The organism is Actinoplanes sp. TFC3 (assembly GCF_001553785.1).
In the GTDB taxonomy this organism is placed as follows: domain Bacteria; phylum Actinomycetota; class Actinomycetes; order Mycobacteriales; family Micromonosporaceae; genus Actinoplanes.
In genome coordinates, this window is record NZ_LOJP01000001.1 from 4,994,195 (window position 1) to 5,020,943 (window position 26,749).

The 26,749-nt window shown below is 69.1% G+C and carries 22 protein-coding genes; 10 read left to right on the top strand and 12 right to left on the bottom strand.

The genetic code is table 11. The features are described 5' to 3' along the window. Nucleotides 1–98 precede the first annotated feature (98 nt). Complete coding sequence (locus tag TFC3_RS22540; protein ID WP_153040339.1) at nt 99–1,001, bottom strand: glycoside hydrolase family 88 protein; 903 nt, start codon at nt 999–1,001, stop codon at nt 99–101. 25 nt (nt 1,002–1,026) lie between these two features. After that, a complete protein-coding gene (locus tag TFC3_RS22545) occupies nt 1,027–1,965 on the bottom strand; it encodes a ribose-phosphate pyrophosphokinase (RefSeq protein WP_067503396.1) in 939 nt (312 codons plus the stop codon). 94 nt (nt 1,966–2,059) lie between these two features. Between TFC3_RS22545 and TFC3_RS22550 the strand changes: the two genes are divergently transcribed. Next, nucleotides 2,060–2,899, top strand: coding sequence for an ABC transporter ATP-binding protein (locus TFC3_RS22550; protein ID WP_067503399.1), 840 nt, complete (start codon nt 2,060–2,062; stop codon nt 2,897–2,899). Here the strand turns inward: TFC3_RS22550 and TFC3_RS22555 are convergent. The 6 genes from TFC3_RS22555 to TFC3_RS22580 all read right to left on the bottom strand — a co-directional run bounded on the left by TFC3_RS22555 (nt 2,896) and on the right by TFC3_RS22580 (nt 12,156). Further along, nucleotides 2,896–3,351: an OsmC family protein gene (locus tag TFC3_RS22555; protein ID WP_067503402.1), complete on the bottom strand. Its 456-nt coding sequence runs from the start codon at nt 3,349–3,351 to the stop codon at nt 2,896–2,898. The genes TFC3_RS22550 and TFC3_RS22555 overlap by 4 nt on opposite strands. Next, nucleotides 3,348–3,998 carry an ABC transporter ATP-binding protein gene (locus tag TFC3_RS22560; protein WP_067503405.1) on the bottom strand — a complete coding sequence of 217 codons (651 nt, stop codon included), beginning with the start codon at nt 3,996–3,998 and terminating at the stop codon, nt 3,348–3,350. Before TFC3_RS22560 ends, TFC3_RS22555 begins: the two co-directional genes overlap by 4 nt. Continuing rightward, nucleotides 3,995–6,994: an FtsX-like permease family protein gene (locus TFC3_RS22565; RefSeq protein ID WP_067503408.1), complete on the bottom strand. Its 3,000-nt coding sequence runs from the start codon at nt 6,992–6,994 to the stop codon at nt 3,995–3,997. The genes TFC3_RS22560 and TFC3_RS22565 overlap by 4 nt, the downstream gene beginning before the upstream one ends. Next, a complete protein-coding gene (locus TFC3_RS22570) occupies nt 6,991–9,999 on the bottom strand; it encodes an ABC transporter permease (protein ID WP_067503411.1) in 3,009 nt (1,002 codons plus the stop codon). The genes TFC3_RS22565 and TFC3_RS22570 overlap by 4 nt, the downstream gene beginning before the upstream one ends. Before the next feature lie 45 nt (nt 10,000–10,044). Beyond that, the gene (locus tag TFC3_RS22575; RefSeq protein ID WP_067503414.1) at nt 10,045–11,040 is read right to left on the bottom strand and encodes a magnesium transporter CorA family protein; all 996 of its coding nucleotides are present in this window, start codon (nt 11,038–11,040) and stop codon (nt 10,045–10,047) included. A gap of 294 nt (nt 11,041–11,334) precedes the next feature. Beyond that, nucleotides 11,335–12,156 carry an SDR family oxidoreductase gene (locus TFC3_RS22580; RefSeq protein ID WP_067503416.1) on the bottom strand — a complete coding sequence of 274 codons (822 nt, stop codon included), beginning with the start codon at nt 12,154–12,156 and terminating at the stop codon, nt 11,335–11,337. 70 nt (nt 12,157–12,226) lie between these two features. On the opposite strand from TFC3_RS22580, the gene TFC3_RS22585 reads away from it, so the two are divergent. From TFC3_RS22585 to TFC3_RS22615, 7 genes are all read left to right on the top strand, one after another. Beyond that, nucleotides 12,227–12,757, top strand: a complete 531-nt coding sequence (locus TFC3_RS22585) for a SigE family RNA polymerase sigma factor (RefSeq protein ID WP_067503419.1) — start codon at nt 12,227–12,229, stop codon at nt 12,755–12,757. Continuing rightward, on the top strand, nt 12,754–13,428 hold the full coding sequence (locus TFC3_RS22590) for a hypothetical protein (RefSeq protein WP_067503422.1): 675 nt from the start codon (nt 12,754–12,756) through the stop codon (nt 13,426–13,428). The genes TFC3_RS22585 and TFC3_RS22590 overlap by 4 nt, the downstream gene beginning before the upstream one ends. Continuing rightward, complete coding sequence (locus tag TFC3_RS22595) at nt 13,425–14,510, top strand: amidoligase family protein (RefSeq protein ID WP_067503424.1); 1,086 nt, start codon at nt 13,425–13,427, stop codon at nt 14,508–14,510. Before TFC3_RS22590 ends, TFC3_RS22595 begins: the two co-directional genes overlap by 4 nt. A gap of 77 nt (nt 14,511–14,587) precedes the next feature. Next, nucleotides 14,588–16,048, top strand: coding sequence for a sulfatase-like hydrolase/transferase (locus tag TFC3_RS22600; protein WP_067503427.1), 1,461 nt, complete (start codon nt 14,588–14,590; stop codon nt 16,046–16,048). Between the two features lie 84 nt (nt 16,049–16,132). Further along, nucleotides 16,133–17,215, top strand: a complete 1,083-nt coding sequence (locus tag TFC3_RS22605; RefSeq protein ID WP_082772231.1) for an LD-carboxypeptidase — start codon at nt 16,133–16,135, stop codon at nt 17,213–17,215. 198 nt (nt 17,216–17,413) lie between these two features. Beyond that, nucleotides 17,414–17,770, top strand: coding sequence for a PRC-barrel domain-containing protein (locus TFC3_RS22610; RefSeq protein WP_067503430.1), 357 nt, complete (start codon nt 17,414–17,416; stop codon nt 17,768–17,770). 35 nt (nt 17,771–17,805) lie between these two features. Next, nucleotides 17,806–18,540 (top strand): dienelactone hydrolase family protein, encoded by a 735-nt coding sequence (locus TFC3_RS22615; protein ID WP_067503432.1) that lies wholly within the window; start codon nt 17,806–17,808, stop codon nt 18,538–18,540. 79 nt (nt 18,541–18,619) lie between these two features. Here the strand turns inward: TFC3_RS22615 and TFC3_RS22620 are convergent, their stop codons facing one another. Then, nucleotides 18,620–19,720 carry a citrate synthase 2 gene (locus TFC3_RS22620; protein ID WP_067503435.1) on the bottom strand — a complete coding sequence of 367 codons (1,101 nt, stop codon included), beginning with the start codon at nt 19,718–19,720 and terminating at the stop codon, nt 18,620–18,622. A gap of 535 nt (nt 19,721–20,255) precedes the next feature. Between TFC3_RS22620 and TFC3_RS22625 the strand changes: the two genes are divergently transcribed. Continuing rightward, entirely contained in the window at nt 20,256–21,461 is a 1,206-nt protein-coding gene (locus TFC3_RS22625) for a citrate synthase (RefSeq protein ID WP_067507260.1), read from the top strand. Between the two features lie 93 nt (nt 21,462–21,554). Here TFC3_RS22625 and TFC3_RS22630 read toward each other — a convergent pair whose 3' ends face one another. Next, nucleotides 21,555–22,430: an SDR family NAD(P)-dependent oxidoreductase gene (locus TFC3_RS22630; RefSeq protein ID WP_082772232.1), complete on the bottom strand. Its 876-nt coding sequence runs from the start codon at nt 22,428–22,430 to the stop codon at nt 21,555–21,557. Nucleotides 22,431–22,442: 12 nt separating this feature from the next. Beyond that, nucleotides 22,443–23,687 carry an aminotransferase class I/II-fold pyridoxal phosphate-dependent enzyme gene (locus tag TFC3_RS22635; protein WP_082772233.1) on the bottom strand — a complete coding sequence of 415 codons (1,245 nt, stop codon included), beginning with the start codon at nt 23,685–23,687 and terminating at the stop codon, nt 22,443–22,445. An 87-nt stretch (nt 23,688–23,774) separates the two neighbouring features. On the opposite strand from TFC3_RS22635, the gene TFC3_RS22640 reads away from it, so the two are divergent. Further along, complete coding sequence (locus TFC3_RS22640; RefSeq protein WP_067503441.1) at nt 23,775–24,902, top strand: sulfotransferase; 1,128 nt, start codon at nt 23,775–23,777, stop codon at nt 24,900–24,902. Nucleotides 24,903–26,063: 1,161 nt separating this feature from the next. On the opposite strand, the gene TFC3_RS22645 is transcribed toward TFC3_RS22640, so the two are convergent. Beyond that, a partial coding sequence (locus TFC3_RS22645; protein WP_236718255.1) for an OmpA family protein occupies nt 26,064–26,749 on the bottom strand: 686 nt, incomplete at its 5' end.

The window sequence follows — 26,749 nt, forward strand, 5'->3', positions numbered from 1 at the left end:
ACTCCACAGCCGGAGGCCTTCACCCGTTCACGACATCAGACCTTGATCGTCAGATCGTGTCGTCACACAATCTCGACCAACCTCCCTGGACAGCACACCTAGCCCACGGGGTCGAATCGACGCAGGTCGCGCGGGGTTTGTGCCACGGCGGCAAGGATCGCGAACGCTTGCGCCTCGGTGGAGGTGCCCGGCCGGTCGAAGCCCGGGGAGCCGGCGACGTCCCGCACGACCCCCGATCCGTCAACACACCGGGCCGCCGCGGCGAGCAGGTCACGGCCCGTCTCGACGTACACGCTAGGTAACCATCCGTCGGCGGCACCTGTCAACGCTGCGTAAGCAAACATTTGGGCCGCGTTGGCCTCGCGGAAGGTCGCCGGGTCATCCAGCACGTCGTTGAACAGGCCATCTGGGCGACGAAAAGCGAGAGCGGCGTCGAGCACCTCACGTGCATGAACGGCCAGGCGGTGACGATCGGGGAAATCCGGCGTTATACGCAGCGTGCGGGCGATTGCGGCCACCACCCACCCGCTGGCCGCACCCCAGCGCGCCGATCGCACCGTCGAGGCCGAATAGACGCCGTCGTGGCACAGCCGCCGCCGATGCCCCTCGATCTGCTGCCAGGCCAGCTCCACGCGACCGCTCACGGCGAGAAACGGCACAACCATGTACACCGTATCGGCCCAGATCTCCCGCGAGTCCGTCAGATGGAACAACGTCCCGTCCTCGGCCCGCTCCGCGCCGGACTCCAGCCAGGCCAATTGCTTGCGCGCCGCTTCGGCGAAAACCGCTTTGCCGGTACGACCAAAAGCCGCCAGCACCGCCTCCCCGCAAGCAGCCCCGTTGACCGCCCCGTTCTCGCCCACATCGCCAAGGCGCCCGTCGGGTGCCTGACGAGCCACTGCCGCCTCGGCCAGCAGCACGACCAGGTCGTCGCGCCCCAGGTCGAGAGCGGCCTGCGCTGCCACGCCCTGTTCCCAGGACTGCCGTTGCATCGCCAGCATCGCCGTCAGCAGACGGTGGAGATGCTCAGGCGAAAAGGGCACTGACCGACTCGCCGTTGTGGATGCGGCGCATTGCCTCGGCCAGCGCCGGGGCGACCGAGAGTACGGTCAGCTTGCCGGTGCGTGAGGACTGCGGGATGGGCACTGTGTTCGTACAGACAATTTCTTCGACGTCTTTCTCGTCGGAAAGCCGTTGGACCGCGTCGGCGGTGAACAGGCCGTGCGTGCAGGCGACCCTGATGCTGCGGACGTTGCGTTCGCGCAGGCGGCCGAGCAGCTCGAACACGGTGCTGCCCTTGGCGATCTCGTCGTCGAGGATGATGACGTCACGGTCGGCCACCTCGCCGATCACCGAGCTGATCACCACCTTGTCGTCGGCGTAGCGCTGCTTGGCCCCGGCCGCGACCTCGATGTCGAGCATCCGCGCGAAGTGCGCGGCCTCCTTGGCGTTGCCCAGGTCGGGCGAGACGACGACCGTGTTGCTCAGGTCGTAGCCTCGGAAGTGGTGGGCCAGCTCGCGCAGCGCGTGCAGATGGTCGACCGGGATGCTGAAGAAGCCGTGGACCTGCGGGGAATGCAGGGTCATGGCCAGGATCCGGTGCGCGCCGGCGGTCTGCAGCAGGTCAGCGACCAGGCGACCGCCGATCGAGATGCGCGGAGCATCCTTCTTGTCACTGCGGGCGTACGCGTAATGCGGCAGCACAACCGTGATCCGGCCGGCCGACGCACCTCGCGCCGCGTCGAGCATGAACAGCAGTTCGACGAGGTTCTCCTGGACCGGCGGGACCAGGGGCTGGATGAGGAACACGTCTCGCTCGCGGCAGTTGCCCTGTAGCTGCACCTCGATGCAGTCGTTGGCGAAACGCGAGGTCTTGGTGGGCAACAGCGGCACCCCGAGGTGCTCGCAGATCTCTGCGGCCAGTTGTGGATGGGCGCTACCGGTGAAAACGGCGATGTCACGCACGCGCTCACCCTAAACAAAGCTGCCGGGAGACAACAAAACCGATTGGCTCACTTGCGGGTGACCACCGCCACTTCGCGTCCGCTACCTTGATCAGATGAACGGTCTTGCGGTGGCCTGCCGCCGCGTGGTGCACATCTACCGGGCGGAAGCCGGCGACGTGGTGGCCCTGGCCGGGGTCGACCTGTCCATCGCCCCCGGGGAGACGCTGGCTCTGGTCGGACCCAGCGGCTCGGGCAAGTCGACGCTGATCTCGCTGCTCGCCGGGATGATGCGGCCATCGGCAGGGCGGATCAACATCGGCACGTACGACATGGGCAAGCTCTCCGACGCCGAGGTCTCCCGGCTGCGGGGCACCGAGATCGGGGTGGTGCTGCAGGGGGCGGCCCGTAACCTGCTGCCGTACGCCAGCCTGCACCGCAACATCTGGCTCGCCCAGCGCCGGGCCGCCCACACGCGCGGCATCGAACTGGACGACCCGGACCGCATCCTGGACCTGGTGGGCCTGCCCGGCATGGGCCGCGCGCGGCTGGCCGAGCTGACCCCGGGTGCCAAGCAGCGCGCCGCGCTGGCCGTGGGCATCGCCGCCGGCCCGGGTCTGCTGCTGGTCGACGAGCCCACCAGCCGGCTCGACACCGCGGGCCGTGACGAGGTGCTCGACGCGCTGGAGACGGTGAACCGCGAACGCCAGACCACCATCGTGGTGGTCACCCACGACAACGAGGTGGGCGCCCGGCTGGGCCGCGCGGTGACGATCCGCGACGGCCGGGTCGGGGCCGAGGGCCGCGACGGCCAGGACTTCGCAGTGGTGGCCGGCGACGGCACGGTGCAGCTGCCGCCGGAGGTGCTCGGCAGTTTCCCGCCGGGCACGCTGTTCACCGTCGACCATGAGGACGGCACGGTCAAGCTGGTGCCCGGCGGCAGCGAGGCCGCCTAAATCACGATCGAGGCCTCGATGGTGATCGTGGAGTTGAGCGAGTTCGCGATGTAGCACTCGTCGTGGCCCTGCTCGACCAAAGTGCGCACGAACGCCTCGTCGGTGCCCTCGGCCACCCGGATGACCGGGCGCAGTTCGATCAGCTCGATGGAGGCCTTGCGCAGGTCCTCGCTCAGATAGCCGGTCGCCTCGTCGGTGTAGCCGAGCACGTTCACGTGCTTGCGCGCGGCCAGCGCCAGGAACGACAGCATCTGGCACGAGCTGGCCGCAAGCACGACGAGCTGTTCGGGGTTGAGCAGCGCGGAGTCGCCCTTGAAGTGCGGATCGGCGCTGAGCCGCAGCGACGCCTCCGCCGGGGGCGCGGTGGCGCTGTGGTTGCGGGAGTAGACGCGATAACCCGAGGCTGTCGAGCCGTCCCATTCCAGCCGGGCGTGGTGCGCAAGTCTGGTCATCGCACCATCATGGCCTGCCCGTCGGCGAGGTGGATCTCGTGGTCGCACGCGGCGGCCGCTTCCGGGTCGTGCGTGGCGAACACGACTGCGGCACCACGCTGGGCCTCGCCGCGCAGCAGTTCCAGCACGCGCTGCCGGTTCGCTGCGTCGAGCTCGCTGGTCACCTCGTCGGCCAGCACCACATCGCCGTGCAAGGCCAGGCCGCGGGCGATGGCCACGCGCTGCTGCTGGCCACCGGAGAGCTCCTCGATGAGCTGACCGGCCTGACCCGCCAGCCCGAGCTTCTCCAGGGCCGTGCTGGTGCCACGCCGGGCCTCGGCGGGGGTGCCACCGGTGGCGATCACGGCGACCGCAACGTTCTCCTCGGCTGTCAGGATCGCGGCGAGCCCGTTGTCCTGCGGGACCAGCACCACGCCCAGCGCCACACCATGATCGCGGTCACGTAGCTGCTCGCCATCGACAAGGATCTCACCGGACGCGGGCGCCAGCAGGCCTGCCATTGCCGACAGCAGCGTCGTCTTGCCCGCACCCGACGTGCCGGTCACCGCCAGCAACTCCCCCGGACGCGCCTGCACCGACACGCCGCTGAGCACCACCGAACCATCCCCATGGGACAGATTCGCGGCCTGCACGGTCAACGTCCTCATCTTCTCCCCCTCCGCGAGGTCGTCAGCACCGACATCACCACCAGGAACACCAGCACAGCCAGCATCGCGAGAACCACCACCCACCACCGCGGCCACAGCGGCAGCGGCAAGGGCGGCGGATCCAGACCCGCCAAGGGCAAGGTCCAGCCCGTCGTCGCATAGCCCGCCAGACCGGTTCCGGTTCCGGTCAGCACGGCCAGCACAACCAGCAAGGGGTACGCCCACAGCGCCGCCTGGCCCGCCGAAGCCCGCCCGAGACCCTGGGCCCGCAACGCCGCCAGATCCTCATCGCGCTGTTCGCGGTCCACGGCGGCAGCCAACAGCAGCGCGCCGCCCACGAGCAGCACGGCCAGGATCCCGGCCAGCGCATAGAACCACAACGCCAGCGCCGGACCCTGCCGATCCAGGCGTTCCCGCACGCTGGCGGCCCGCACGTCCTCGGTGGCCACCACACCCTGCGCGGCCAAGCGCTCGATCACGTCGGCGGGAGCCGCGGCGGACAGCCAGATCTGCGGATTGGCGGCCGGGCCGGACTGCGTGGCAGCCCGATCGGCGTACTCCAGATCGGTCAGCGTTCCCCCGGTGCCCAGCCCCGGCACGGTGGCCAGCCCCGGCACCCGGCGCACCTCGGTGAGCTTGCCGTCCAGGCCGGTGTAGGCGTTGCCCGGCCGCCCGGCGACCGGCAATGGCAGCGGGGTGTCGACCGGCTGGATCCAGGCCCCGGTGTCACCCAGCCCGTTTGGCGCATCGACGTCGATGGCCAGCCCCTTCGGGTCGCTCGACAGCGTGCCGAAGCGCGCCATCCGCCACGTCGAGGTGTCGCTGAGCCGACTCGGGGTGACCGCGTCCACGACCGGGTTGATGGCGCCGAGGCGGTTCACCACGATGTGCCCGGTGACCCCGGAGGAGCCGTCGACAGTGGAAACCTTGATGCCGTCGACCCGGCACCCCTGGGCACACCGGCCAGCTCTTTGGGCGTACGAGGAAACGCCGTTGCGCATGGTCCCCAGCGAGATCTGGACCGAGCCGCCGCCGGTGATTGAGGTGACCGCCAGCGTCAGGCTCAGCGGGACGGCCTCGCGCACCTCGGTGACGGTGGTCTCGATGTTGACGTCCTGGCCCTTGATGATGACGGGCTCCGGCGCCTGCGGGTGCAACGCCGCGGCGATCTCGCCCGCTGGGGCACCGCCGTCCGGCCAGGTGGCCACGGTGGCCAGCCGGGTGGCGTCGACGGCCAGGCCCTGCGGCTCGCCGTCGCCTGTGCCCGGGGTGCGCGTGACCGCCATGGCGAACTTGCCGTCCGGGTCGATCGTCCGGGCAGCGGCCAGTAGCTGCCCCGGGGTCTCCACGTCCACCGAGATCACCCGGTCGGCGCCGGTGCCCAGCCCGGCGGCCACGGCCCGGTCCTGCTCACCGGAGTCCACGGCGCAGACCGCGTACGCCGCCACCGCCACCCCCGCCGTCACGAGCGCGAACAACGCAGCCGCACCGGGGCGCCGCGACAACCGCAGGCCCGCCAGCGCCGGGCCGAGCCGGCCCCGCCGCAGCGCCCGCGCCGAGTATGCGGCCACGCCCGGCAGCAGCAGGCGCGCCACGACCAGCGCGACGGCGAACACGATCAGCGCGGGAGCCAGCAACCCGGCCCCGACCGGCTCGCCGGACACCGCAAGCTGAATGCCGGTGATGACGGCGAGCAGCACCACCGCGATCTCCAGCAGCGGCGGACGGCGCCCAGCGCCCGGCGAGCGGCGCAGCAGCGTGGCCACATGGGCGAACAGCTCGCGGCGCTGAGCCAGCAACGCGGCCAGGATGGCGGCGATCGCGGCCAGCGGCGCGTACAGCAGGGAGGCGAAGCCCGCGGCCGCGCCGACACCGGGGAACAGCACCCCGGCCATCGCGTTGACCAGCAGCTGACCGGTCAGGCAGCCAAGGATCGCACCGGCCACGATGGCGAGCAGGTTCTCCCCGGTGACCAGCAGCCAGCGTTCCCACCAGCGCACGCCGCGCAGCGCGGCCACCGCCAGCTCGGGCCGGCGGGCTTCGGCTCCGCGCCCGGCGGCCAGGAAGATGACGAAGCAGGCCAGCATCACCAGCGGCACCGCGATGACCGGCACGATGATGCGGGCCGCGGCACGCCCGGAATCGATGCGCGCCAGCAGATCGGGCAGCCCCGTGCGGATGTTTACCGCGGCGCCGAGCTTGCCGGTGGTGTCCTTCAAGCCAGCCACGGCCGCGCGCACGCCGTCCAGCTTGTCGACGTCCAGCGCTCCCGGGTTCGCCGTGCTGTCCACGGACTTGCCGGTGGCGCCGTGCTCCATGCCATCCATGGTGGCGAAGGTGGTGAACACCGGCTCGCCGGGCCGGTCACCCGGGTCCCTGGCGAAGTAGCCGTGCGTGCCCCAGTACGGATCCTCCGGGCGCGGCACGGTGTAGGTGCCGGCCACGGTCAGGTCCTGCTCCGCGCCGTCGGGCAGGAAAATCGGTACCGCCGGGTCCGGGTTGAACGTCGCGAACTGCAGAGTGATCGTGTCACCGGCGGCCAGCTTGAGCCTTTTGGCCGTCTGCTCCCCCACCACCACGTCGCCGGCCGACACCGCGCACCGGCCGGTGACCATGCTGAGGTGGGCACAGACGTCCTGCCGGTAGACGAACCGGGTTCGGTAGGCGGTCTCCGGGTCGATGCCGATGGTCGGGTACTCGGCGGCGTACACGTTGGTGAACCCGGGGAAGGTCAGCAGCGCCGGGCCGACGTCGGCGAAGCTGAGGTTGTCGCCGCCGCCGGACGCTGACTTACGGTCGTCCTCGCTCTTGAGCAGCGAGATCGAGCGCTCACCGTTGGTGGCCGTGGCGACCTGCCCGGCCGCCACCGCGCGGTTCGCCGCCCGCAGATAGGCCGGTGCCGCCACGGCGGCGGTCACCGCGAGCATGGCCAGCAGCGCGAGCACCACAGCCTGGGCGCGGCGGCGCCACAGCATGGCCAGAATGAGCCCGGTCATTTCGTCCGCCCTCCGCCGAGTTCCCGGGTGAGGCGTCGCAGCGACAGCCGGGCTGCCGCGACGAACACCAGCAACGCCACCACGCCGGCCACGGCGAGCACCGCGACGCTGAGCGGGCCGGGCGGGGGTGTCACGTTCCACCCGTCGGTGAACGCGGTGGTGCTCAGCCCGGCCACCGGGCGGGCGATCGCCGCCGCTAGCAGCCCGGCGAGCACGGCCGCGACCACCAGAACGGTGCTGGTCGCGGTGCCGATGCGCCGGGCCGCGCGGGCGGGCAGGCCCTGCTGGCGCAGCGCGCGCAACTGCTCGAGGTGCGGCTCCCGGTCCGCGGCCACCGCCACGCCGATGGTCGCGGCGGCCAGCAGCACCGCCGCGGCGGCTGCGAACAACGCGAACATCGCCCCCTGCGCGGTGCCCTGCTCGGCCAGCCGGTCGGCGTTGCCGGCGACCGAGTTGTCGCCGGTGACCACCAACCCGGCCGCCTTGAGCCGGTCCACCACCGACGCGGGGGCACCGGCTGCGAGCCAGACCTGGTAGGTGCCGCTGAGGTCGGCGTCGGAGGCCACCCGCCGGATGGTGTCGAGATTGGTGAACAACCCGGCGCGCCCGGCGGCCGGCAGCACCGGCACGCTGGCGACCACCCGCACCGGCACCGGGTCCGCGGCGACGGCGTAGAGCAGCGGGTCGCCGAACTGCCAGCCGTTGGGCGCCGCACCGGCGAGGATCACTGGCAGGGGAAGCGTGGCGTCGGCGGCGTACACGGCGGTGCCGACCAGGGCCGCGCGCTTCTGGCTGGTGTTGGTCCGCATCGTCAAGGCGCCCGGCGCGGCGGAGATCTGCATGGCCGAGCCGGTGAAGTCGGCCCGCCAGCGGCGCACATCGCCCAGGGCGGCGGCATCGAGCACCACCTGGTCCGGGTTGCGCTGCCGCACGGCGGTCAGCGTGAGGCTCGCGCCGAACGACGGCGTCTCGGTGTCGAGGGCCTCGGCGCGGCTGACCGTCCAGCGCACCAGCCGGCATCCCGAGCCGGGTGCCGTACAGCCGTCGGCCTTTGCGGTGATCGTGTGCTCGCCCTTCCGGACCAGCCCGAAGCTGAGCGCGATGATGTGGCCGTTGTCCTCGTTCTGCAGCACCGCGGCCACCCGGACCGGCTTCGGCCCGTCGTTGCGGACCTGTAGCTCGAGCCGGTCGCCGGTGACGGTGGCCGGGGCCGGCAACGCCGTGGCTACCGCTTTGCTGAGCGTCTGCTCGTCGCCGTACTCGGGGCGCCAGCCGGCGACCGCGCCGAGGCGGGTGCTGTCCACCGCGTACAGCGCGGGCGCCACATCGGTGTTGACGATCACCGCCATCGCGGAGGTGCCCTGCGGGTCGGCGGTCCGCACGGCGTGCTGCAGCGCGGTGCTGGTGGACGCCTGGACGGTGAGCACGCGGGGCGCACCGAGTTCGACCTCGCTGCGCTCGATGCGGGCGTTGTGCCCGGCCCACCAGGCCCCGCCGGTCGTGGCGAACACCGCGACCACCACAGTGACCAGCGTGAACACCCGGTCGGTGCCGGGCTGACGGGAGATCCGCGCGGCGGTCAGCCCGAGCCGCAGCCGTCCGGTGCGCAACGCGGCACCGCTGGCGCGGTCGGCCACCCGGCTGAGCACGCGCGCCAGCAGCAACGCGACCGCGAGCGCCACCAAAGCCGGTGCGATCAGCGCCAACCCGCTCCCGCTGTCATCGGCCCGCGCCTGGTATGTCGCCGCCACCGCAACCGCCAGCAGCACCAGGTCGAGCAGGTCGGCCCGCCAGGAGCGCCGGCCCGTGGGCACCCGGCGCAGCAGCGCGGCCACCGGCAGGCGCAGCACGGCGATTTCGACGGCGGCGAGCACCAGCAGGCCACCGACCAGGACGGCGGCCACGGTGGCAGCGCAGAGCAACAGGGTGGAACGCCGGTCCGCGGCAGAATCGATGGAACCGCCCAGCCACCAGCCGGCCAGCAGTCCGAACGGGGTGCCCACCACCACCCCGGCGAGCAGCGGCACCAGGTGCTGACCGAAGGCCAGGCGCAGCATGCCACCCCGGGTGCTGCCGCGCAGCTTGAGCAGGGCGGCGTCACCGCGGCGGTCGCGCCCGGTGCAGCGCCCGGCCAGGCCCATGGCGAACCAGCTCAGCACCAGCACCTGGGCCAGCGCGATGAGCATGCCCCGGCGGACCAGGGCGCGGTCGCTGGCGATGGTCTGCAGCAGCGGGCGGGTCGGGTCGACCAGGCGCAGGTCGGCGTCGGTGAACGCCCGGCCGGCCCGGCTCATCTCGCCGGCCAGGTCGAAGCCGTCGTCGCCGCGGATCAGCTCGTCCGGCACGGTTACGTCGTAGGTGAGCGTCGGCGAGAACAGGGCCGGCTCGGCGAACGTCTCCAGCGGGGTGAAGGCCGGGTCGAGGCCGTCGTCGGCGCGGAACAGCTTGTCGCTCCAGTACGCCCCGGCCGGGTCGGTCAGCGTGTAGCGCCCGACGATGCGCAGCGAGGTCGGGTCGGCGAGTTCGTTGACGCTCAGCTTGAGCGTACCGCCGATGTCGAGCCACAGGGCCTGGGCGGAGTCCTGGCTGATCGCGACCTCGCCGGGCTTGGCCGGGCAGTCTCCGGTCAGCCGTACGTGGTCGCAGAAGCCGTCGCGGTAGGCCAGCGCCATCGGGGTCACCGCGGTGTCCATTTTGGCATACTGGCTCAGCGACATGCCCATGACCGGGTCCAGGCCGGGCAGCGGCAGCAATTGGCGCACCGCCTCGGCGAAGGCGTCGAGGACCGCCTTGGGCTCCCCCAGGGTCTCGCTCAACTGCCGGACCGACACGACCCGGTCCCCCGGCGCGGCGTTCGCCACATCGGAAGTGGCTGCCTTGCTTCCCGCGGCCGCCGAGAACCACGGACCGGCAGCCGCAACCGCCGCCGCGATGGCGGTGAGAACGAGAACTGTCAACGCCTGTGCCGCCCGAGCACGCACGGCACCGAGCACCAAGCCGATCATCCAGCCACCTCACCCGATCAAGATCCTGGGGCAGGGTACGCGAGATCACAGCCAGCCGCGCCGTTTCAGGAACAGGTAGAGCCCCCCGCCCGCCACAATGATCAAAAAGGTGCTTGCGGCGAAGCCGGAAACGTGTTCGTAGCCCCAGAATGGAACGTTCTGGCCGAACCAGCCGGTGATGGCAGTCGGCACCGCGATGATGGCGGCCCACGCGGCGAGCTTGCGGGTGATGTCGTTGAGCTGGTTGCTCTGCTCGCTCAGGTCGGCCTCAAGCGAGCTGTTGATCCGGTCCCGGGCGGTGTCGATGGTCTCGGTGGCCCGCCGCGCGTGGTCGTCGACGTCGCGGTAGTACGGCTTGAGCCCGTCCACGACCAGGTCAAGATCCTGTTGCAGCAGCGTGCCGACCACGTCGGGCATCGGGGCCACCGCGCGACGCAGCTGGACGAGGGCCTTGCGCAGCCCGAAGCCGTACAGCCGTACCGTCCGGGGCGCGCCGCCCTCCTCCAGCATCGCGTCCTCGGTCTTGTCGATCGCCTCGTCCAGCATCCGAGCGGCGGCGAACTGGCCGTCGACCACCACGTCGAGCAGGCCGTACATCAGGAACGCGACGCCGTGCTTGGCCAGCTCGGGGTCGGCATCCCAGCGCTTGGTGATCGCGCTGATGTCGCTGTCGGACTTGCGCACGGTGATCAGGGCCCGCTCGGCGACGAACGCGCTGATCTCCACCTTCTCCACCGTGGGGGCCGGGCCATTGGTGGAGACCCGTACGTCGTACACGTTCATGAACAAGTGGTTGCGGTAGCGGTCGAGCTTGGGCCGCTGGTGGTCATGCACGGCATCCTCGACGGCCAGCGGGTGCAGCTGCAGCAGCGCGGCGATGGACTGCAGCGCGGCTTCGTCGGGGTCCAGCATGTCGAGCCACACCACGGCGTCCTTGTGCTCGTGGAGCAGGCCCGGGATGTCCGCGGTGCCGAAGTTCCCGGCCACCACCTTCCCGCCCTCGTAGAGCCGGGACTGGGTGGGACATGAAGACTGAGTCACGTCGGCAGACTAAGCCCCGGATGGGCATTCAGCTGTGCAAGACAGTCACTGCGCTCCGTCCGGCTTGGTCGTCGGACTTCGACGGGTGGGCGGCCGGCGCCCTGGCCCGTGGGGACATCGACGAGCTGGCCGGCTGCCGGCACCGGGCGCCGGGCATGCCATTGGCCCACCCGGCGCCCGAGCACTACCCGCCGCTGTTTGTGACGCTGGGTGCCGCCCCGATGCGGACAAACCGGTGCAGACCACGATCGAGGGCTGCATGCTCGGCTTCAGCGAGCGGTCCTTGCAGACGGTCTAACCCTGGGCCTCTTCGGCGACCGGCTGCCACTCCTTCCATTCGGCCAGGCGGGACTCGTAGTCGGCGGTCGCGATGCCGAGCGGGGCGCTGCCGAAGAACACGCGCAGCGGCGGCTTCTCGGCGTCGACGATCTTGAGAATCGCGGTCCGGGTGGCTGCCGGGTCACCCGGGCTGGCCGTCCGGCGGCTGCGTGCCTCCGCGGCAATCTCACGGACTTTCTCGTACGCCGGGAGCGCCGCGGCGTGCTGGGCTGACGAGCCACCCCAGTCGGTGTTGAAGCCCCCCGGCTCGACCAGCGTGACCTTGACACCGAACAGGGCAACCTCCTGGGCCAGGGCCTGGCTGAAGCCCTCCAGCGCCCACTTGCTGGCGTTGTAGATGCCGATGTTGGGGAAGGCCGAGATGCCGCCGATCGACGACACCTGGATGATGTTGCCGCCGCCACTGTCCCGCAGGTAGGGCAGGGCGGCCTGGGTCACCCACAACGCGCCGAAGACGTTGGTCTCGAACTGCGCGCGGGCCTCCTGCTCGCTGATCTCCTCAACCATCCCGAACTGGCCGTAGCCGGCGTTGTTGACGATCACGTCAAGCCGCCCGAAATGCTCGTTGGCCTGGGCCAACGCGGCCAGCACGGCTGCGCGGTCGGTCACGTCGAGCTCGATGGCGAGCGCGCTGTCGCCGTACCGGGTGACGAGGTCCTTGAGGGTTTCGGTGTTGCGCGCCGTGGCCGCGACCCGATCGCCTCGCTCAAGTGCCGCCTGCGCCCATTCCCGGCCGAAGCCCCGCGAGGTGCCGGTGATGAACCATGTGCGGGCCATCGTGCATCCCTCCCAAAATTATTCGCGGATCAGGTTGCACAGGTTTTCCCCGGGCCGCGTCATTAATCATGTGACGTTCGAGCAATTCGCAACGGCCCGCCTGCCCAGCCTGCTTCGTTACGCAGTCGTCCTGACCGGCGACCGTGACCTGGCCCAGGACGTGGTGCAGGAGGTACTGGCCCGCGCCCAGCTGCGGTGGACGCGGATCAGCGACGCGGATTCGCCCGAGGCGTACGTGCGGCGGATGGTGCTCAACGAGTACCTGTCCTGGCGGCGCAGCTGGGCCGCGCGCAACGTGCACGCGGTCGGCGAACGTCTCCACGAACTTGATGACGCGCACGGCGGGGTACGCGACCACGCCGATCGGGTCGTCGAAGCAGACGCGCTGTGGAACCGCCTGGCCACGCTCGGACGCAAACAGCGGGCGGTGCTCGTGCTGCGCTACTACGAGCAGCTCGAGGACACCCAGATCGCCGACCTGCTGAACTGCTCGCCGGCCACGGTCCGCAGCCATGCCTCCCGGGCTCTGAAGACTCTCCGGCTCGCCCCGGAGCTCAATACATCGCCGCTCACCAGGAAATATGCCGAGGAGAAGTCGTGACCGACCACGGAGACCAGCTACGTGAGGCCTTCCGGACCCACGAGGACCAGATCCCTGACGCGGCGGCCGTTTACGCTCGCGTCAAGGACTTGTCCCGCACCTACAAGCGGCGCAGGCGTGGCTGCCAGGCGGCCGGTGGGGCCGTGCTCGGCGCCGGGCTGATCGCGGGCGCCTTCCAGCTCCCGTCGTTGCTGCCGGCCAGCCAGAGCAGCAACGCCGCCGCGCTGGCCCCGGCCGCCGCGCCCCCGCCCGCGGTTCTCCCCTCACCCACCCCGTCGGCGACGGCCTCGCCGGCGCCGGTCTCGACCAAGACGGCGCTCGACCGGCAGTACGACGCCTACTTCGCGGCCGGCTACGGCTACGAGGACGCCCGCAAACTCGCCAAGTACTGGAAGATCAGCAACGACCGCGTCGGCGACGCCAAGGCCAAGGCCGGCAAGTTGCTGCTGCAGGGCAAGGACCTGCCCGACGTCTCCGGCGTCAAGCCCGACCCGGAGAGCACCCAGGGCTTCGTCGAATCCCAGCGGGTCGAAGCCTTCTTCGCCGCCGGCTACGACTACGACGACGCGGTTGAGCTGTCCAAGCTCTGGAAGACCAAGAGCCCGTACGACGCGAAGATCCTGGGCGGCAAGAAGCTGCTCGCCGGTGGCGAGCTGCCGATCCAGCCGTGACACCCGAGCTGCACCTGCGGACGGGGGTGGAGATCGAGCTGATGGCCCCGCCAGGCCGAAGCCGTCTCACCCTCGCCCAGGACCTGGCCGCCCGGTGCGGCGGCCAGGTCCGGCCGGTGTGGCACCACGACAGCGAGCCGTCGCTGGTACCGGGACTGGGCCAGTTCCTGCATTTGACCAGGGGCTTCGAGGTACGCCGCCCGGACGGCAGCTTGCTGTGCACCCTGGTCGACGACGTCACCTTGCTGGCCGGGCTGGACCCCCGGGCTCCCGCCCCGCCCGGCTGGTTTCGCGTGCTCAGCGACGACTCCCGGCTGCTCCAGCTCCTTGCCAAGCACTGCGACCCGGCCGGCCCGCTGGACACCGTCCTGCAGGCAACGGCCAAGCTTTGGGGCACTTCGGTCGAACAGTTCGGCAAGGTATACCGCCTCAACGATGCCACCGGCACGACCATCGCCCTGGCCCTGCCCCAGGGCGGCGAACGCGAACGCCCCTGCGAAATCGTGACGCCGCCCCTGGAGTCGAACCACCTCGCCGCCCTCGAGGAGTTGCTGGCACCGGCTCGGGAGCTGGGCTTCACCGTGCCCGCCGAGGCTGCTGTGCACCTGCACGTGGATGGCGCGCCGTTCCGTTCGGCACCCGCGCTGGCCAACCTGATCCGGCTGTTCGGCTATTGGCGCGAGCCGTTGCGGGCGGTGCTGCAGACGAACCCGGCTTGCACCCGGCTGGCGCCATTACCGGCCGACCTGGTTGATGTTGTCACTGGGTCGCCGTCGCCGTCGCCGTCGCCGTCGCCGTCGCCGTCGTGGGAGGAGCTGGCCGCGGCGGGTTCGTCGCTGACCAAGTTCTTCGACATCAACCTGACCCAGCTGTTCCGGGAGACGCCGCTGCGGGACACGGTGGAGATCCGGATCCTGCCGGGGGCGCTGCGGGGCGAGGACATTGTGCATCGGGCTGCTTTGGTGGAGTTGCTGCTCCAGCGGTGTTTGATGCCGGAGGTTGTTCCGCGGGCTCCGGCAGGGACGGGGGGTGTTGAGGGGCTGCTTGATCTGGCTGCTGGGGTATTGGCTGATCGGGGGTAGCCGCTCGTTGCTGTTTTGCTGTCCCCGGGCAGTCTGGTCGCTTTGAATTTGGGTGATTTAGACCTTATGGTCGGTTTATGCGCCGTTTCGTCGCCCTGGCCGCCGTGCTGGCATTGCTCGCCGGCTGCACCTCGTCCCCGGAGCCGGCGCCATCGCCATCGGCTGTCGCGGGTGGATCCCCGGACCGGCCGAACATTGTTTTCGTCCTCACCGACGACTTGACGATGAACCTCGTCGCCTCCATGCCGCACGTGCGGGCGCTGCGGAGAACGGGAACGTCCTTCGCGAATTACACGGTCACGGATTCACTGTGCTGCCCCTCGCGCGCGTCGATCCTGACCGGCAAGTTTCCGCACAACACCGGGATTTTCACCAACGGCGGTGACGACGGTGGATACGCCGAATTCCACCGGCGCGGGCACGAAAACTCGACGTTCGCCACCGATCTGCAGAAGGCCGGCTACCGCACGGCGCTGATGGGCAAGTACCTCAACGTCTACCAGCCCAAGAAGAAGATCGTTCCGCCTGGCTGGAGCGAGTGGGCGGTTGCCGGGAACGGATACGCGCACTACAACTACGACCTGCTGGAGAACGGCCGGGTCCGCCATTACGGTTCCCGTTCGACGGATTACTTGACCGATGTCATCTCCGGCAAGGCGCAGACCTTCATCACCGCTTCCGTCGCCGCTCGGACGCCGTTCCTGATCGAGCTCGCGACCTTCGCACCGCACCGGCCCTACACGCCGGCCCTGCAAGATCGAAAATCCTTTCTCGCACTGAATGCTCCGCGTACGGCCGCCTTCGATACCTTGCCCACGAACCCGCCGCCCTGGCTCGCCACTCGTACGCCACTGACCGCCCCCGAGAAGAAGCAGCTCGACGTCGCTTTCCGCAAGCGGGTGCAATCGGTGCAGTCGGTCGACCGGATGATCGGCGCGGTGCAGGACGCCCTGGCCAAGACCGGTGCCGGCGGGAACACCATCATTGTTTTCAGCTCGGACAACGGCTATCACCTCGGCGAGCACCGGCTACGCCCGGGAAAGCAGACCGCCTTCGACACAGACATTCACGTACCGTTGATTGTCTCCGGGCCGGGAGTCAAAGCCGGCGCCACCGTGCCGCAGCCCGCCGAAAACATCGACCTGCGCCCCACGTTCGGCGATTTCGCCGGAGCCGCAACACCGGCCGATGTCGATGGTCGCAGCCTGCGCCCGCTGCTGAGCGGCGAATCCCCGGCAGATTGGCGCCGGACCGCGCTCATCGAGCACCACGGGCCCGACCTGGATCACAAGGATCCCGACTATCCGGCCACCAACAGCGGCAACCCGAGAACGTATTCGGCTTTGCGCACGACCAGATACACCTACATCGAATATTCCGACGGTTTCCGCGAGTTCTATGACCATGCCCGCGATCCCGACCAACTGCAGAACACGGCGATCACCATGTCCCAGCAGACGCGTGACCGGCTGCACCGCCAGTTGGCCGCGATGACCAAATGCCGGGGCGCGGCGGCCTGCCAGGAAAGCGCCCGCTGACTGACCGGCCCTATCTTCAGCCGTTCCGGCCGGTCCTATCTGGACCTGTTGACGGCATCGGCGGCTGACCGGCAACCTGCTGAGATGACGCTTTCCCGCCGTACGTTCCTCGGCGCGGCTGCTGCGGCAACAACCAGCCCGCTGGTTTCCGGCTCTCCCGTCTCCGCCTCCCCCGCTTCCGGCTCTCCTGTTTCCGGCTCTCCCGCTTCCGGTTCCCCCGCTTCCGGTTCCCCCGCTTCCGGGGCGGCGATCCGGCCCCCGGCCCTGCGGCCTGGCGATCGGGTACGCGTGATCGCTCCGGCCGGCGTTCCCGACACCCGGCTCGCCCGCGGGATCCAGATCCTGCAAAGCTTCGGCCTGGTCGTGGAAGAGGGCAAACACCTGCACGACGTGTACGGCTACCTGGCCGGAACCGACGACGACCGGCTGGCCGACCTCACCGCGGCGTTCACCGATCCCGGGATCAAGGGCGTCTTCGCGGCCCGGGGCGGCTACGGAACGCAGCGAATCCTTGACGGAATGAACATGCGGGACGTGCGCCACAGCCCGCGCGTCTTTGTCGGCTTCAGCGATCTCACCTCGCTGATCGGGCGGCTCTGGACCGGCGCCCGCCTGGTCAGCTTCTACGGTCCCATGGTCAACTGGACCGACTCGCGGACCGGCCCGGCGGAGATCGAGTCCCTGCGCTCGGCCATCATGACCACCGCACCCATCACGCTGACCCGGGATCCAGCCGAGCCAAGCGCTGCGGTCACCGTTCCCGGGCGGGCCTCCGGGACCCTGCTCGGCGGAAACCTGACCATACTGCAGGCGAGTCTGCGGACGCCGGATCTGCCGGACCTGCGCGGAGCGATCCTGCTGTTCGAGGACACGGACGAAGCGCCGTACAGCTATGACCGCATGCTCACCCACCTGCGGCGTTCCGGTGTCCTCAAAGGGATAGCCGGGATCGCGATCGGCCAGTTCACGAACGCCCCGGTAACGCCGGGCCAATGGACCGCGGCGCAGGCGGTGCAGGACCGCGTCGCGGATCTCGGCGTTCCCGTGCTGGGCGGCTTACGGATCGGCCACGGAAACGGACAGCTGACCGTTCCCCTGGGAACCCGGGCCACCATCGACACCGCCGCCGGGACGTTGCGGGTCCAGGCAGGCGTACGCGCCCGGTAGGGGGCGCGCCCTTCGTGCAGTGCCGGCGGCCTCCTGGGTGCAAGCCTTCTTCGCGCGTCCTTGGCGGCCTCGGCGGGGTGCCGCCCGCCCCGGCGCCGGCAACGGCAACGGCAACGGCAACGGCAACGGCAACGGCAACGGCAACAGGTCACGCGGTGGCGGGGTTTCGGGGGCGGGCCGCCGGGAATCTTCACCGACATGTTCCCTGCTGAGAATTTGCGCGACTGGCGTGGCGAGAAGGTCATCGACCCCGACGGCGACAAGATCGGTGAGCTGGAGGCCGTGTACGTCGACACGGCCACCGATCAGCCGGCCTTCGCCACCGTGCGGGTGGGTTTCGTCGGGCGGCACCGGCTCGGCTTCGTACCGTTGGATGGGGCCACTGTGTCGCCGAGCGCGGTGCGGGTGCGCTATGGCAAGAAGCTGGTCTCCGACGCCCCGTCGATCGACACCGATGGGGAGCTGACCGCGGCGGACGAACCGGGCGTGTTCTCGCACTACAACCTGCAGTACCTCACCGGCGCCTCGGGAGAACGACGCCTGGCGCGGCGCTGAGCCGGGGGCGCACGGCACCAGTAATCTCACCCGGCATGAAGCTGCGTGAGGACAGAGTGCTGGTGCCGGCGCCCGACTGCGAGATCCGTTCCGTGCTGATCAGGCCGGTCGGCGAGGAACCACGGCCTGGTGTGCTGCTGTACACCGACATTTTCCAGCTGACCGAGTCCACGCTTCGCACAGCCCGGCGGCTGGCCTCGGCCGGGTTCGCGGTCTGCGTTCCTGAGATCTACCCGCGCGGCCCGCTGGCCGGGATCGCGTTGGAATTCGACGACGCCGGGAAACAAGCAGGCCTCGAAGGCGCTGCAGCCACGACCATCGCGCAGTTCGACTCGGATCGCGTCGCGGTGCTCGACTACCTGGAACAACGTGACGACATCACCGCCCTGTTCGCGACCGGCTTCTGCATCGGCGGTCACCTCGCGTTCCGCGCCGCGTTCGACCCCCGTATCCAAGCCACTGTCTGTTATTACCCGACCGGCCTGCACAACGGCGCCCTCGGAGCCGACGCCGACGCCGGATCGCTGGCCCGTGCCGCCGACATCCACGGCAAGCTGATGATTGTGTTCGGTTCCCAGGATCCTCACGTTCCCGCCGACGCGCGCCTGCGGATCCTCACGGAACTCTATGGCTCAGGTCACGAAGATTTGGAGCTGCACGTGTACGCCGGCGGCGAGCATGCTTTCATGCGTGACATCGGCATCCGTCACGACCCCGAACTCACCGACCTCGCACTCGCCGAGGGCATCTCGTTCCTGACCAACCGCTGAACGCCAGCACCCCGATCGCCGCGGCGATCACCGGGGTGCGGTCCGGGCCGTGCTCGCCGAGCAGCTGCAGGGGTCTGGCTCATCGGCGCCACCCCGGCAGATCGGACGGTTCCCGGTCCCTGGGTCCCACGTAGTCAGCCGACGGCCGGATGATTTTCCCGAGGCGTTTCTGCTCCACAATGTGTGCGCTCCATCCCGCCGTCCGGGCGCACGTGAACAGCGGGGTGAACAAGCCGGCCGGGACTCCGGCAAAATCGAGGACGATCGCCGCCCAGAACTCGACGTTGGTTTCCAGGACCCGGTCGGGCTTGCGTTCCCGCAGCTCGGCCAGGGCGGCGTTCTCCAGTTCCAAAGCCACCTCGTACCGTGGCGCTCCGAGTTCCTTCGCTGCCGCCCGCAGAACGCGCGCCCGGGGATCCTCGGCTCGGTAGACCGGGTGGCCGAACCCCATCAACCGTTTCCCGCTGTCGAGCACCTGCTTCACGTACGCGCGAGCGTTTCCCGTGCTCTCCACGGCCTGAACCATGTCCAGCGCCCGCGCCGGCGCCCCTCCGTGCAGCGGCCCCGACATCGCCGCCACCGCACCGGAAAGCGCCGCGGCGACGTCGGCCCCCGTGCTGGCAATGACGCGGCTGGTGAAGGTGGACGCGTTCATGCCGTGTTCCGCCGCGCAGACCCAGTACCGATCGACCGCCTCAACGTGCCGCGGGTCCGGCTCTCCCTGCCACTGAACCATGAACCGTTCGCTGAGCGTTTCCGCGTTTCCCACGCGTTCCCACGGCACCTGCGGCAGCCGCTCATCGCGGGCAGCCTGCGCCACAAACGACAGCATGGCCGCAGCCGAGCGAGCCAGATCGTCACGCGCCTCCCGCTCGTCAATATCGATCAACGGCCGCAGCCCCCGGTACGAAGCCAGCGCCGCAGTAGCCGCCTGCACGTCAACCCGGACATTTCCCGTCCGCACCGGCAACGCAATCTCATCCTCGGGTTCCAACGGCAGCAGCGGTCGCTGGAAATCGCCGTCAACCAGCAGGCCCCACACCTCGCCGAAGGAGGCGCGGCCGACGAGCTTTTCGACATCAATGCCGCGGTAGCGCAAGGCGCCGCCATCCCGGTCCGGCTCAGCGATCTCGGTGTCGAAGGCAACGACGCCGGCGAGGCCCGGCTCCACGTTCATCATGCACCCACTCTGTGGCGGCTGTTGTCCACCTGTCAATGTTGATTAAGTCAACGTGACAACATGAACGGCGGCGACGCCTCGTCCTTTACTCGACTTGAAGTGGGGTGTGGGGCCAGGCAGCGTGGGAGCAGATGGTAAGCCCGAGTTCCGGGAGATACTTCGAGGTCGTGCGGCTGCGGAGAATGCGTGGTGGCGGGAGAAGGCTCATTGCCCGGAGCGGGACACGACAGCGAGCGAAGGCCGTTGTTCAGCGCAGGGCATGACAGCAAGCGAAGGCTTGACGCTCAAATTGAGGCGAGACATGGGACTTAAAGCCGGCGCGCGAACCTGGGCAGGCACCGCAACGGCCGCAAAGCCGGCGCGCGAACCTGGGCACCGCAACGGCCGCAAAGCCGGCGCCGGAGCCTGAGGCAGGACAATGAACGTAAAGCCAGCGCGCTCATCGGGCGCCAGAGCAGCGATATGACAGCGGCCAGACGCCTTGGGCCGCCGTGAGAGCGAGGGGACGACAGTGAGTCAAGGGCCGGTGGAGCGGATGTTGACCACTGACGATGTTGCTCGGGTGCTGGGGGTCAAGAAGGCTACCGTTTATGCGTATGTGAGCCGGGGGTTGCTGGCCAGCCGGCGGCATGGTGGGGGCAAGGAGAGCGTTTTCCGGGAAACGGATGTCAGAGCGTTTGCGGGTCAGCGGCGGCGGGCTGGGACTTCCTTTGACGGTTCGGAAACGCCGGTTACCCATACCGGGATCACGTTGATTACCGGCGACCGGTTGTACTACCGAGGGTTTGAGGCGACCGCGCTGGCGCGCCGGGAGTCGTATGAGTCGGTTGCGAGTTTGCTTTGGACCGGGCGGTTGGAGCACGCGGCGTTCGGAGCGGACAGCAATCTTCGTACCGTTGCTGCTGCTGTTACTGGACCGCTGCCGGAAGCGGCCTGCCTGACCGATCGGCTCCGCGTCATTGTTGCCGCTGCCGGGGCGACGGATCCTCTTCGCTTCGACACCAGCCCGGCTGCGGTTGTCGCTACAGGCCGCACGCTGCTGGACACGATGGTTGCCGCGTTGCCGTCGCTCGGCTCGGAACCGCGCGTTCCCGGCGGTTTCCCGTTGGCGGGCGCCCTGTGGGAACGGCTTTCCGCGGCCGCGCCCACGGAGGACGGCATTGCGGCTCTGAACGCGGCCTTGGTTCTGCTTGCCGATCACGATCTCGCGGCTTCCACCTACGCGGCGCGGGTGGCCGCGTCCACCCGGGCGGATCCCTATGCCGTGGTCAGCGCCGGGCTGGCGACGTTGGCCGGGCCGCTGCACGGAGCGGCGAGCGGTCTGGCCGTTGAGATGCTTGCGATCGCTATTCGTACCGGTGATGTGGTCGGCACGATTTCCGACCGGCTGCGCAGTGGTGGCAGTGTTCCCGGGTTCGGCCATCCGCTTTATTCCGGCGTCGATCCCCGGGCGGTCGCCTTGCTCGACGTGACTGCGAAAGCCGGCGACGATGAGCAGGCGCTCAGCGTCATTGCTGATGTCGCTGAGGCCATGAGGTCGCGGGCCGGCATTGAGCCGAATGTTGATTTTGCGCTGGCGGCTCTGAGTTTGCTGACCGGAATGCGGCCCGACGCCGGTGAAACGATTTTCGCCATTGCCCGGACGGCAGGGTGGCTGGCTCACGCCATGGAGGAGTACGCCAACCCGCCGAGCCGCTTCCGCCCAACCGCCCGCTACGCCGGCCGTCCGCCCGGAGAATGACAACCGCCGTGAAACATGGTGGGCCGGCGGGGAGGAAGATGAGAAAGGCAGCGAGAGGCGGAGGCCCCGGCACCGGGCTCTGTTGCGGGAGCGTCACGGGTGCAGACCGACCGCCTTGCGAACCAGGCGTTCGAAGTACCACCACGGCAACGCGGTACGCAGCGCGAGTTTGATCCACGCGTCAATGCCGACCGGGTAGCGCAGCCTGCGCTTCCGGCCGACCGCCGCCCGGACGATGGCCGCGGCGACCTCATCGGGGTCCCGCAGGCTCGTGGTGAGGTAGCCGACGTAGAACTTCTGCAGATCGCGGAACTGATCGGCGTACGCGGAACCGGTGGGCACCGGTGCGGTCAGCAGCGGCGAGTTGTAAATCTCAGTGCGGTACGCGCCGGGCTGGAGCAGGTAGACGCGGACGCCGAACGGCTTGGCCTCCAGTCGCAGCGTCTCGGCGTAGCCCTCCAGCGCCGCCTTCGACGCGCTGTACACCCCGAGCATCGGCGAGGGCACCCGCACACCGATGCTGGAGAGCATCACCACCCGTCCCCCGCCCTGGGCTCGCAGGGCCGGCAGCACCGCGTTGGTGACGGCGATCTGGCCGAACAGGTTGGTCTCGAACACCGCGCGCCAGTCCGCGAGCGTGGCTTCCTCCACGAAGTGCGGCGGCCCGATCCCGGCGTTGTTCACCAGCACGTCGATCCGGCCGTGCTGCGCAAGGACACCGGCGACACACGAGTCGATGCTCGCCTGGTCCAGGACGTCGAGTTGCCGGACAGCGACGTACTCGGCGCCCTGCACTTCCTCGACAGCGGCGTCCAGATCCTTGCGGCGCGACAGGTCGCGCATGGTCGCCGTGACGTGGAAGCCGCGCCGCACAAGCGCGACGACAGCGCGCAGGCCGATGCCGCTGGAGCAGCCCGTAACAAGCGCGACAGGGCGGCCGGAGAACGGGGGCATGGGGTTACCGGTCATCGCTGTTCCGCCTCAGAAGCCGTAGCGCCGCTTGAGTTCGGCCACCGCGTCGACGAAGCTCTGCAGGTCCTCGTCGCTGAGCCGGTTGTTCATCATGATCCGGATAACCGCCTTGTTGCGGGGCACCGCGGGATAGCGGAACACCGGGACCAGGAAGCCGAGCCTGAGGAAGTCCTCGCGCACCTGGGCTGCGGTGCGATCCGAGCCGATCCGGATCGAGGTGATGTAGCTGGGCGTCTGGTTGATTGTGCAGCCGATCTCGAGGAGCTGGGCGCGCAGCCGGTCCACCCGGTTCAGATAGTCGTCGGCGATCGACGGGTCGGCCAGCATCCGCTCGATCACCAGGCACATCGCCCCGGCGGAGGGCGGTTGCAGGTTCGTGGTGAACATCGAGGTGCCCGACAGCATCCGGAACGCGTCGATCGCGGCCTTGTCGCCGGCCAGAGCACCGCCGCTGATGCCGACCGTCTTGCCCAGTGCCAGCATGAGGAAGTCAGCGCGGCGCAGGTCGGCGTACTCCTGGGCGAAGCGGCGCTGGCCGTTGCCGTACATCAGGAAGCCGTTGGCGTCGTCGACGAAGCTGATCGCGCCGGACTCCTCGCACAGATCGAGCAGCTCGCCGACCGGGGCGACCGAACCGTCGGCGGAGTACACGGTTTCGAAGCCGACCACGATCTTGCGGCCGTGCAGGCGTTGCAGGATGCGGCGCAGCGACGCGGGATCGTTGTGCCGGAAGGTCCGCAGGTTCTGCCCGGGTACGAACTTCTCCACGGCTTTCCACATCGACCAGTGGCTGTCGTGGTCGAGCACGAAGACCATATCGGTGTTGTCGATGACCAGGTCGTCCTCGACCACCAGCCGGGTGCTCATCGCGTGGGCGAAGCCGACGTTGGCGAGCATGCCGGTGGCGAAGGTGAGCGCGGCCTGCGTGCCGGTGGCCTGGGCCAGCAGCCGTTCAAGCCGCAGGTGGGGCTGGGACAACCCCTGCACCATCCGGGAGCCACCGACGACCAGGCCGAAGTCGGTGGCGGTGTCCAAAAAGGCCTGGCGTACGGCGGGATCGTACTGCCAGCCGAGCGCGCCGATGCCCGCGAGGTTGCGCACCTTGCGCCCGTCCATGCTGACGATCGCGTCGTTCACGCCGTCGAGCTCCGGCATGTCGTAGATGTGGCCGCGGCGCCGGCCCTCACGCAGGAACTCCGTGAAGCCCCACCGGTCGAGGGGTCGCTCCAACGTGCCGGACGTATGTGCATTCATAAGTGCATATACCTTCTTCCTGTCTTGCCGGATAGTGATGGATATGAGTAGCCTCGCGGCCATCACCGGCCCTGGAGGGATGCGCACATGAACCAGATCGCCACACTCGACGAGCTGCACGCCGCAGCCACCGCCGCCACCGGGTTATCCGATTTCGGCGACACCGATTACCGGGAGGGGTTGCAGCGGATCCTGTGGTCGTACGAGCGGGAAAGTGCCCTGACGCCTTTGGGGGTTGATCTGGCTCGTGAGGAACTGGTCGGCATCCTGGCCGGACGGCTCAGCAGCGAATACGGCTGGCGGCAGCACCCGGAGCACCGCGACGTGCCCATCGAGCGGCCGGTTTTCGTCGTCGGCCCGACCCGCACCGGCACCACCACGCTGCACCGGCTGCTCACCGCCGACCCGGCCCATCAGGGGCTCGAAACCTGGCTGGGCTTCTTCCCGCAGCCACGCCCGCCGCGGGCGCAATGGCCGTCGAATCCGGGCTTTCAGCGGACCCAGGCCGGCATCGAGCAATTCCTGCAGGCCCATCCCGGGTACGCCGGGGTGCACAACCGGCGGGCCGGCGAGTCCGAGGAATGCTGGTTGCTGACGCGCCAATCGGTGACGTCGGCGTACTTCGAGTTCACCGCGGACGTGCCCAGCTACACCGCCTGGAGGCGCGGCGTGGACATGACCGCGACCTACGAGCGGCACCGGCGCAACCTGCAGCTCGTCGGCCTCAACGATCCCGGCAGGCGCTGGATCCTCAAGTACGCCGGGCACATGCTGTGCATCGACGCCTTGCTCACGGTGTACCCCGGCGCGCTCATCGTGCAGACCCACCGCAGGCCGCACGCCAAGGTGCTCGCCTCCACGTGCAGCATGGTCCGCCACCTTGCGGCTGGGCGTTCCGAGGCGATGAGCGAGGCGGTCATCGGGCAGCGGATGCTCGCCCTGATGCAGGAGTCGATGACCGAGTTCCGCCAGGCGCGGGCCCGGCACGACGAAAGCTCGTTCTTCGACGTCGACTTCGCCGAGTTCGTCGCCGAGCCGATCAAGGTCGCGGCGGCCATCTACGAGCGGCTGGGCATCGAGCTGACCCCGCAAACCCACGCGGAGATGGAGCATGTGCTGGCAGTCGAGGACGGGCTGCGCCAGCACCAGTACGCGCTGGCCGACTTCGGGCTGTCGGCGTCCGAGGTGGAGGCCCGCATGGCCGGGGTCGCCTGAACCGCCCGGCCTGCCCGGTGTCTTGGCGCCGGGCACCGGGCGGGTCATCGCGTGTCGCTTGCTGAGGTCGTACCGGTAGGAAAGGGCGGTTGATCCAGGGGTTGGTCGGTGAAGCAGGGCAGCAGCCCGGACCTCATCGGGACGCGCGTACGAGTCGTGCTCACCGGCGAAGCACAGCGTGCGCACGCCGGTGATCCCGCCCTCGGCGATCATCGGGTCGGCGACGGCATCGGCACTTTCCCGGATCCGGTACCGGAAACCGAACCCGCAATATTCGAGCCGATGCATTTCGCCAGGTGCCGCAATCACTACGCACAGCCCTCCGGTACGTCGATATGGCGCGACCAGGTTAGGCAGGCCCGAATTGAGGGGTCAACCCCTGCTTTCAACACATGTAAACGCCTTGTTCCTAGGGGGGTGCAATAGCGTCAATCAGACATATCATGGCGGCGCTTTTCTTTCTCGCATTCCTCTCACAGAGGTGGGATATCGGGTGGACTTGTCGCTGTTGGTCATCCCGGCGGGCCTGGCAATGCCGGCCAAGCATGCACCACCAGGCCAGGCGCGTGGAGCCTTTACTGTCGGCGGAATCCGGTGCGAGGTACGCGGGATATCGGTCCGGTACCCGGCGCTTCGTCCCGTACCTGTGGTGATTGTTTCTCGCCATTAACCATCTTTTCCTCGGATGGAAGAGCAATGCCGGAACAATTCTCCGAGGTCGTGGGGAGAGACCGGGTGTGCAGGCAGTCAAGAGGCCACCGTGGCTGAGATCACGTGCATCGCCTGGCGGAGCACGGCGACGCCGGGTAGGGCGCGACCGGCCAGCAGCGCGTGACCAAATCCGCCTCGGTGGTGATGGCGGCGAGATGACCGGACAGCACGAACACCTCATGGAAGGCGATCCGGGCCGGGTGTCGATCCCGGCCCCGAGCATGTGCTCGTAGGCGAGGATGTGCCGGTATCCCAGCGTTTCCACGGCTCGGGCCCACTCGCGAATCTCCCGGCAGATCCTCGCGGTTGCCTCCCCTGAGCCCCTTGGCCGATCGGCTGGCCCTGGTCTTCGAGGGGGGATGAACGTTCCCGTCACAACAGGCGTCACGCGGAAGGCTCTGACCCGTACCGGATCAGAGCCTTCCCAACTCGTACTTGTCGCTGATCGGATCAGAATCGGACGGTGATGGTGACCCTCCGGTTCAGGCGCTGAGACTTGTTGCTGACCGGATTCACACCACCGGCTCCGACAGTTCGGATCGGTGTGCGCACCTTGAGGACTCGAAGGTAGTTGCGTACCGCGACGGCCCGGCGTTGCGCCAGGATCCGGTTGGCGCGCTTGGCGGCCTTCGATTGCCTCTTGGTCTGCGTGTAACCGGTGATGGTGATTCTCGTGGCCCCACGCATTGAGCTGACCAGGCTGCGGATGCTGCGCTTAGCAGTCAGGCTCAGCCTCGCGGACTGGTACGGGAAGATGAACGACCGCAGTTGGACGGTATTGCTCTTGGGTCGCGCACTTGTCCCGGTCTGGGCCGTGCACGAGTCGTTGAGCAGGACCCAGTTGCTGTCGCGGACGGTCGTTCCGTTCGGCGCCGTACCGGTGAGGATGAGCTGGTGCATGCCGCCGGTCACACACGCCTTGCCGGGCATGGTGATCGAGGCCCGGAAGCCGCCCATGGAGTTCGTCTTCCCGCGTGCGATGACCACCGGTGTGGAGTGCATGGTGAGCACGTAGGCGGAGGAAGGTTGGAGGCCTCCACCGGTCAGGGTCGCTTCGGCGCCGACCAGCTTCGCGCTGGCCTTGAGGTCCAGCGTGAGGTTCAGCCGCACCGGTCCGCTCGGGGTCGGCGTGGGGG

Excerpts from the sequence above, each read along its gene's own strand:
- TFC3_RS22600 (WP_067503427.1), top strand. The coding sequence starts at position 14,588 with ATGCGCCGTTTCGTCGCCCTGGCCGCCGTGCTGGCATTGCTCGCCGGC.
- TFC3_RS22560 (WP_067503405.1), bottom strand. The coding sequence starts at position 3,998 with ATGAGGACGTTGACCGTGCAGGCCGCGAATCTGTCCCATGGGGATGGT.
- TFC3_RS22605 (WP_082772231.1), top strand. The coding sequence starts at position 16,133 with ATGACGCTTTCCCGCCGTACGTTCCTCGGCGCGGCTGCTGCGGCAACA.
- TFC3_RS22580 (WP_067503416.1), bottom strand. The coding sequence starts at position 12,156 with ATGGCCCGCACATGGTTCATCACCGGCACCTCGCGGGGCTTCGGCCGG.
- TFC3_RS22635 (WP_082772233.1), bottom strand. The coding sequence starts at position 23,687 with ATGAATGCACATACGTCCGGCACGTTGGAGCGACCCCTCGACCGGTGG.
- TFC3_RS22630 (WP_082772232.1), bottom strand. The coding sequence starts at position 22,430 with ATGACCGGTAACCCCATGCCCCCGTTCTCCGGCCGCCCTGTCGCGCTT.
- TFC3_RS22550 (WP_067503399.1), top strand. The coding sequence starts at position 2,060 with ATGAACGGTCTTGCGGTGGCCTGCCGCCGCGTGGTGCACATCTACCGG.
- TFC3_RS22610 (WP_067503430.1), top strand. The coding sequence starts at position 17,414 with ATGTTCCCTGCTGAGAATTTGCGCGACTGGCGTGGCGAGAAGGTCATC.
- TFC3_RS22620 (WP_067503435.1), bottom strand. The coding sequence starts at position 19,720 with ATGATGAACGTGGAGCCGGGCCTCGCCGGCGTCGTTGCCTTCGACACC.
- TFC3_RS22615 (WP_067503432.1), top strand. The coding sequence starts at position 17,806 with ATGAAGCTGCGTGAGGACAGAGTGCTGGTGCCGGCGCCCGACTGCGAG.
- TFC3_RS22565 (WP_067503408.1), bottom strand. The coding sequence starts at position 6,994 with ATGACCGGGCTCATTCTGGCCATGCTGTGGCGCCGCCGCGCCCAGGCT.
- TFC3_RS22625 (WP_067507260.1), top strand. The coding sequence starts at position 20,256 with ATGTTGACCACTGACGATGTTGCTCGGGTGCTGGGGGTCAAGAAGGCT.
- TFC3_RS22555 (WP_067503402.1), bottom strand. The coding sequence starts at position 3,351 with ATGACCAGACTTGCGCACCACGCCCGGCTGGAATGGGACGGCTCGACA.
- TFC3_RS22540 (WP_153040339.1), bottom strand. The coding sequence starts at position 1,001 with ATGCTGGCGATGCAACGGCAGTCCTGGGAACAGGGCGTGGCAGCGCAG.
- TFC3_RS22570 (WP_067503411.1), bottom strand. The coding sequence starts at position 9,999 with ATGATCGGCTTGGTGCTCGGTGCCGTGCGTGCTCGGGCGGCACAGGCG.
- TFC3_RS22640 (WP_067503441.1), top strand. The coding sequence starts at position 23,775 with ATGAACCAGATCGCCACACTCGACGAGCTGCACGCCGCAGCCACCGCC.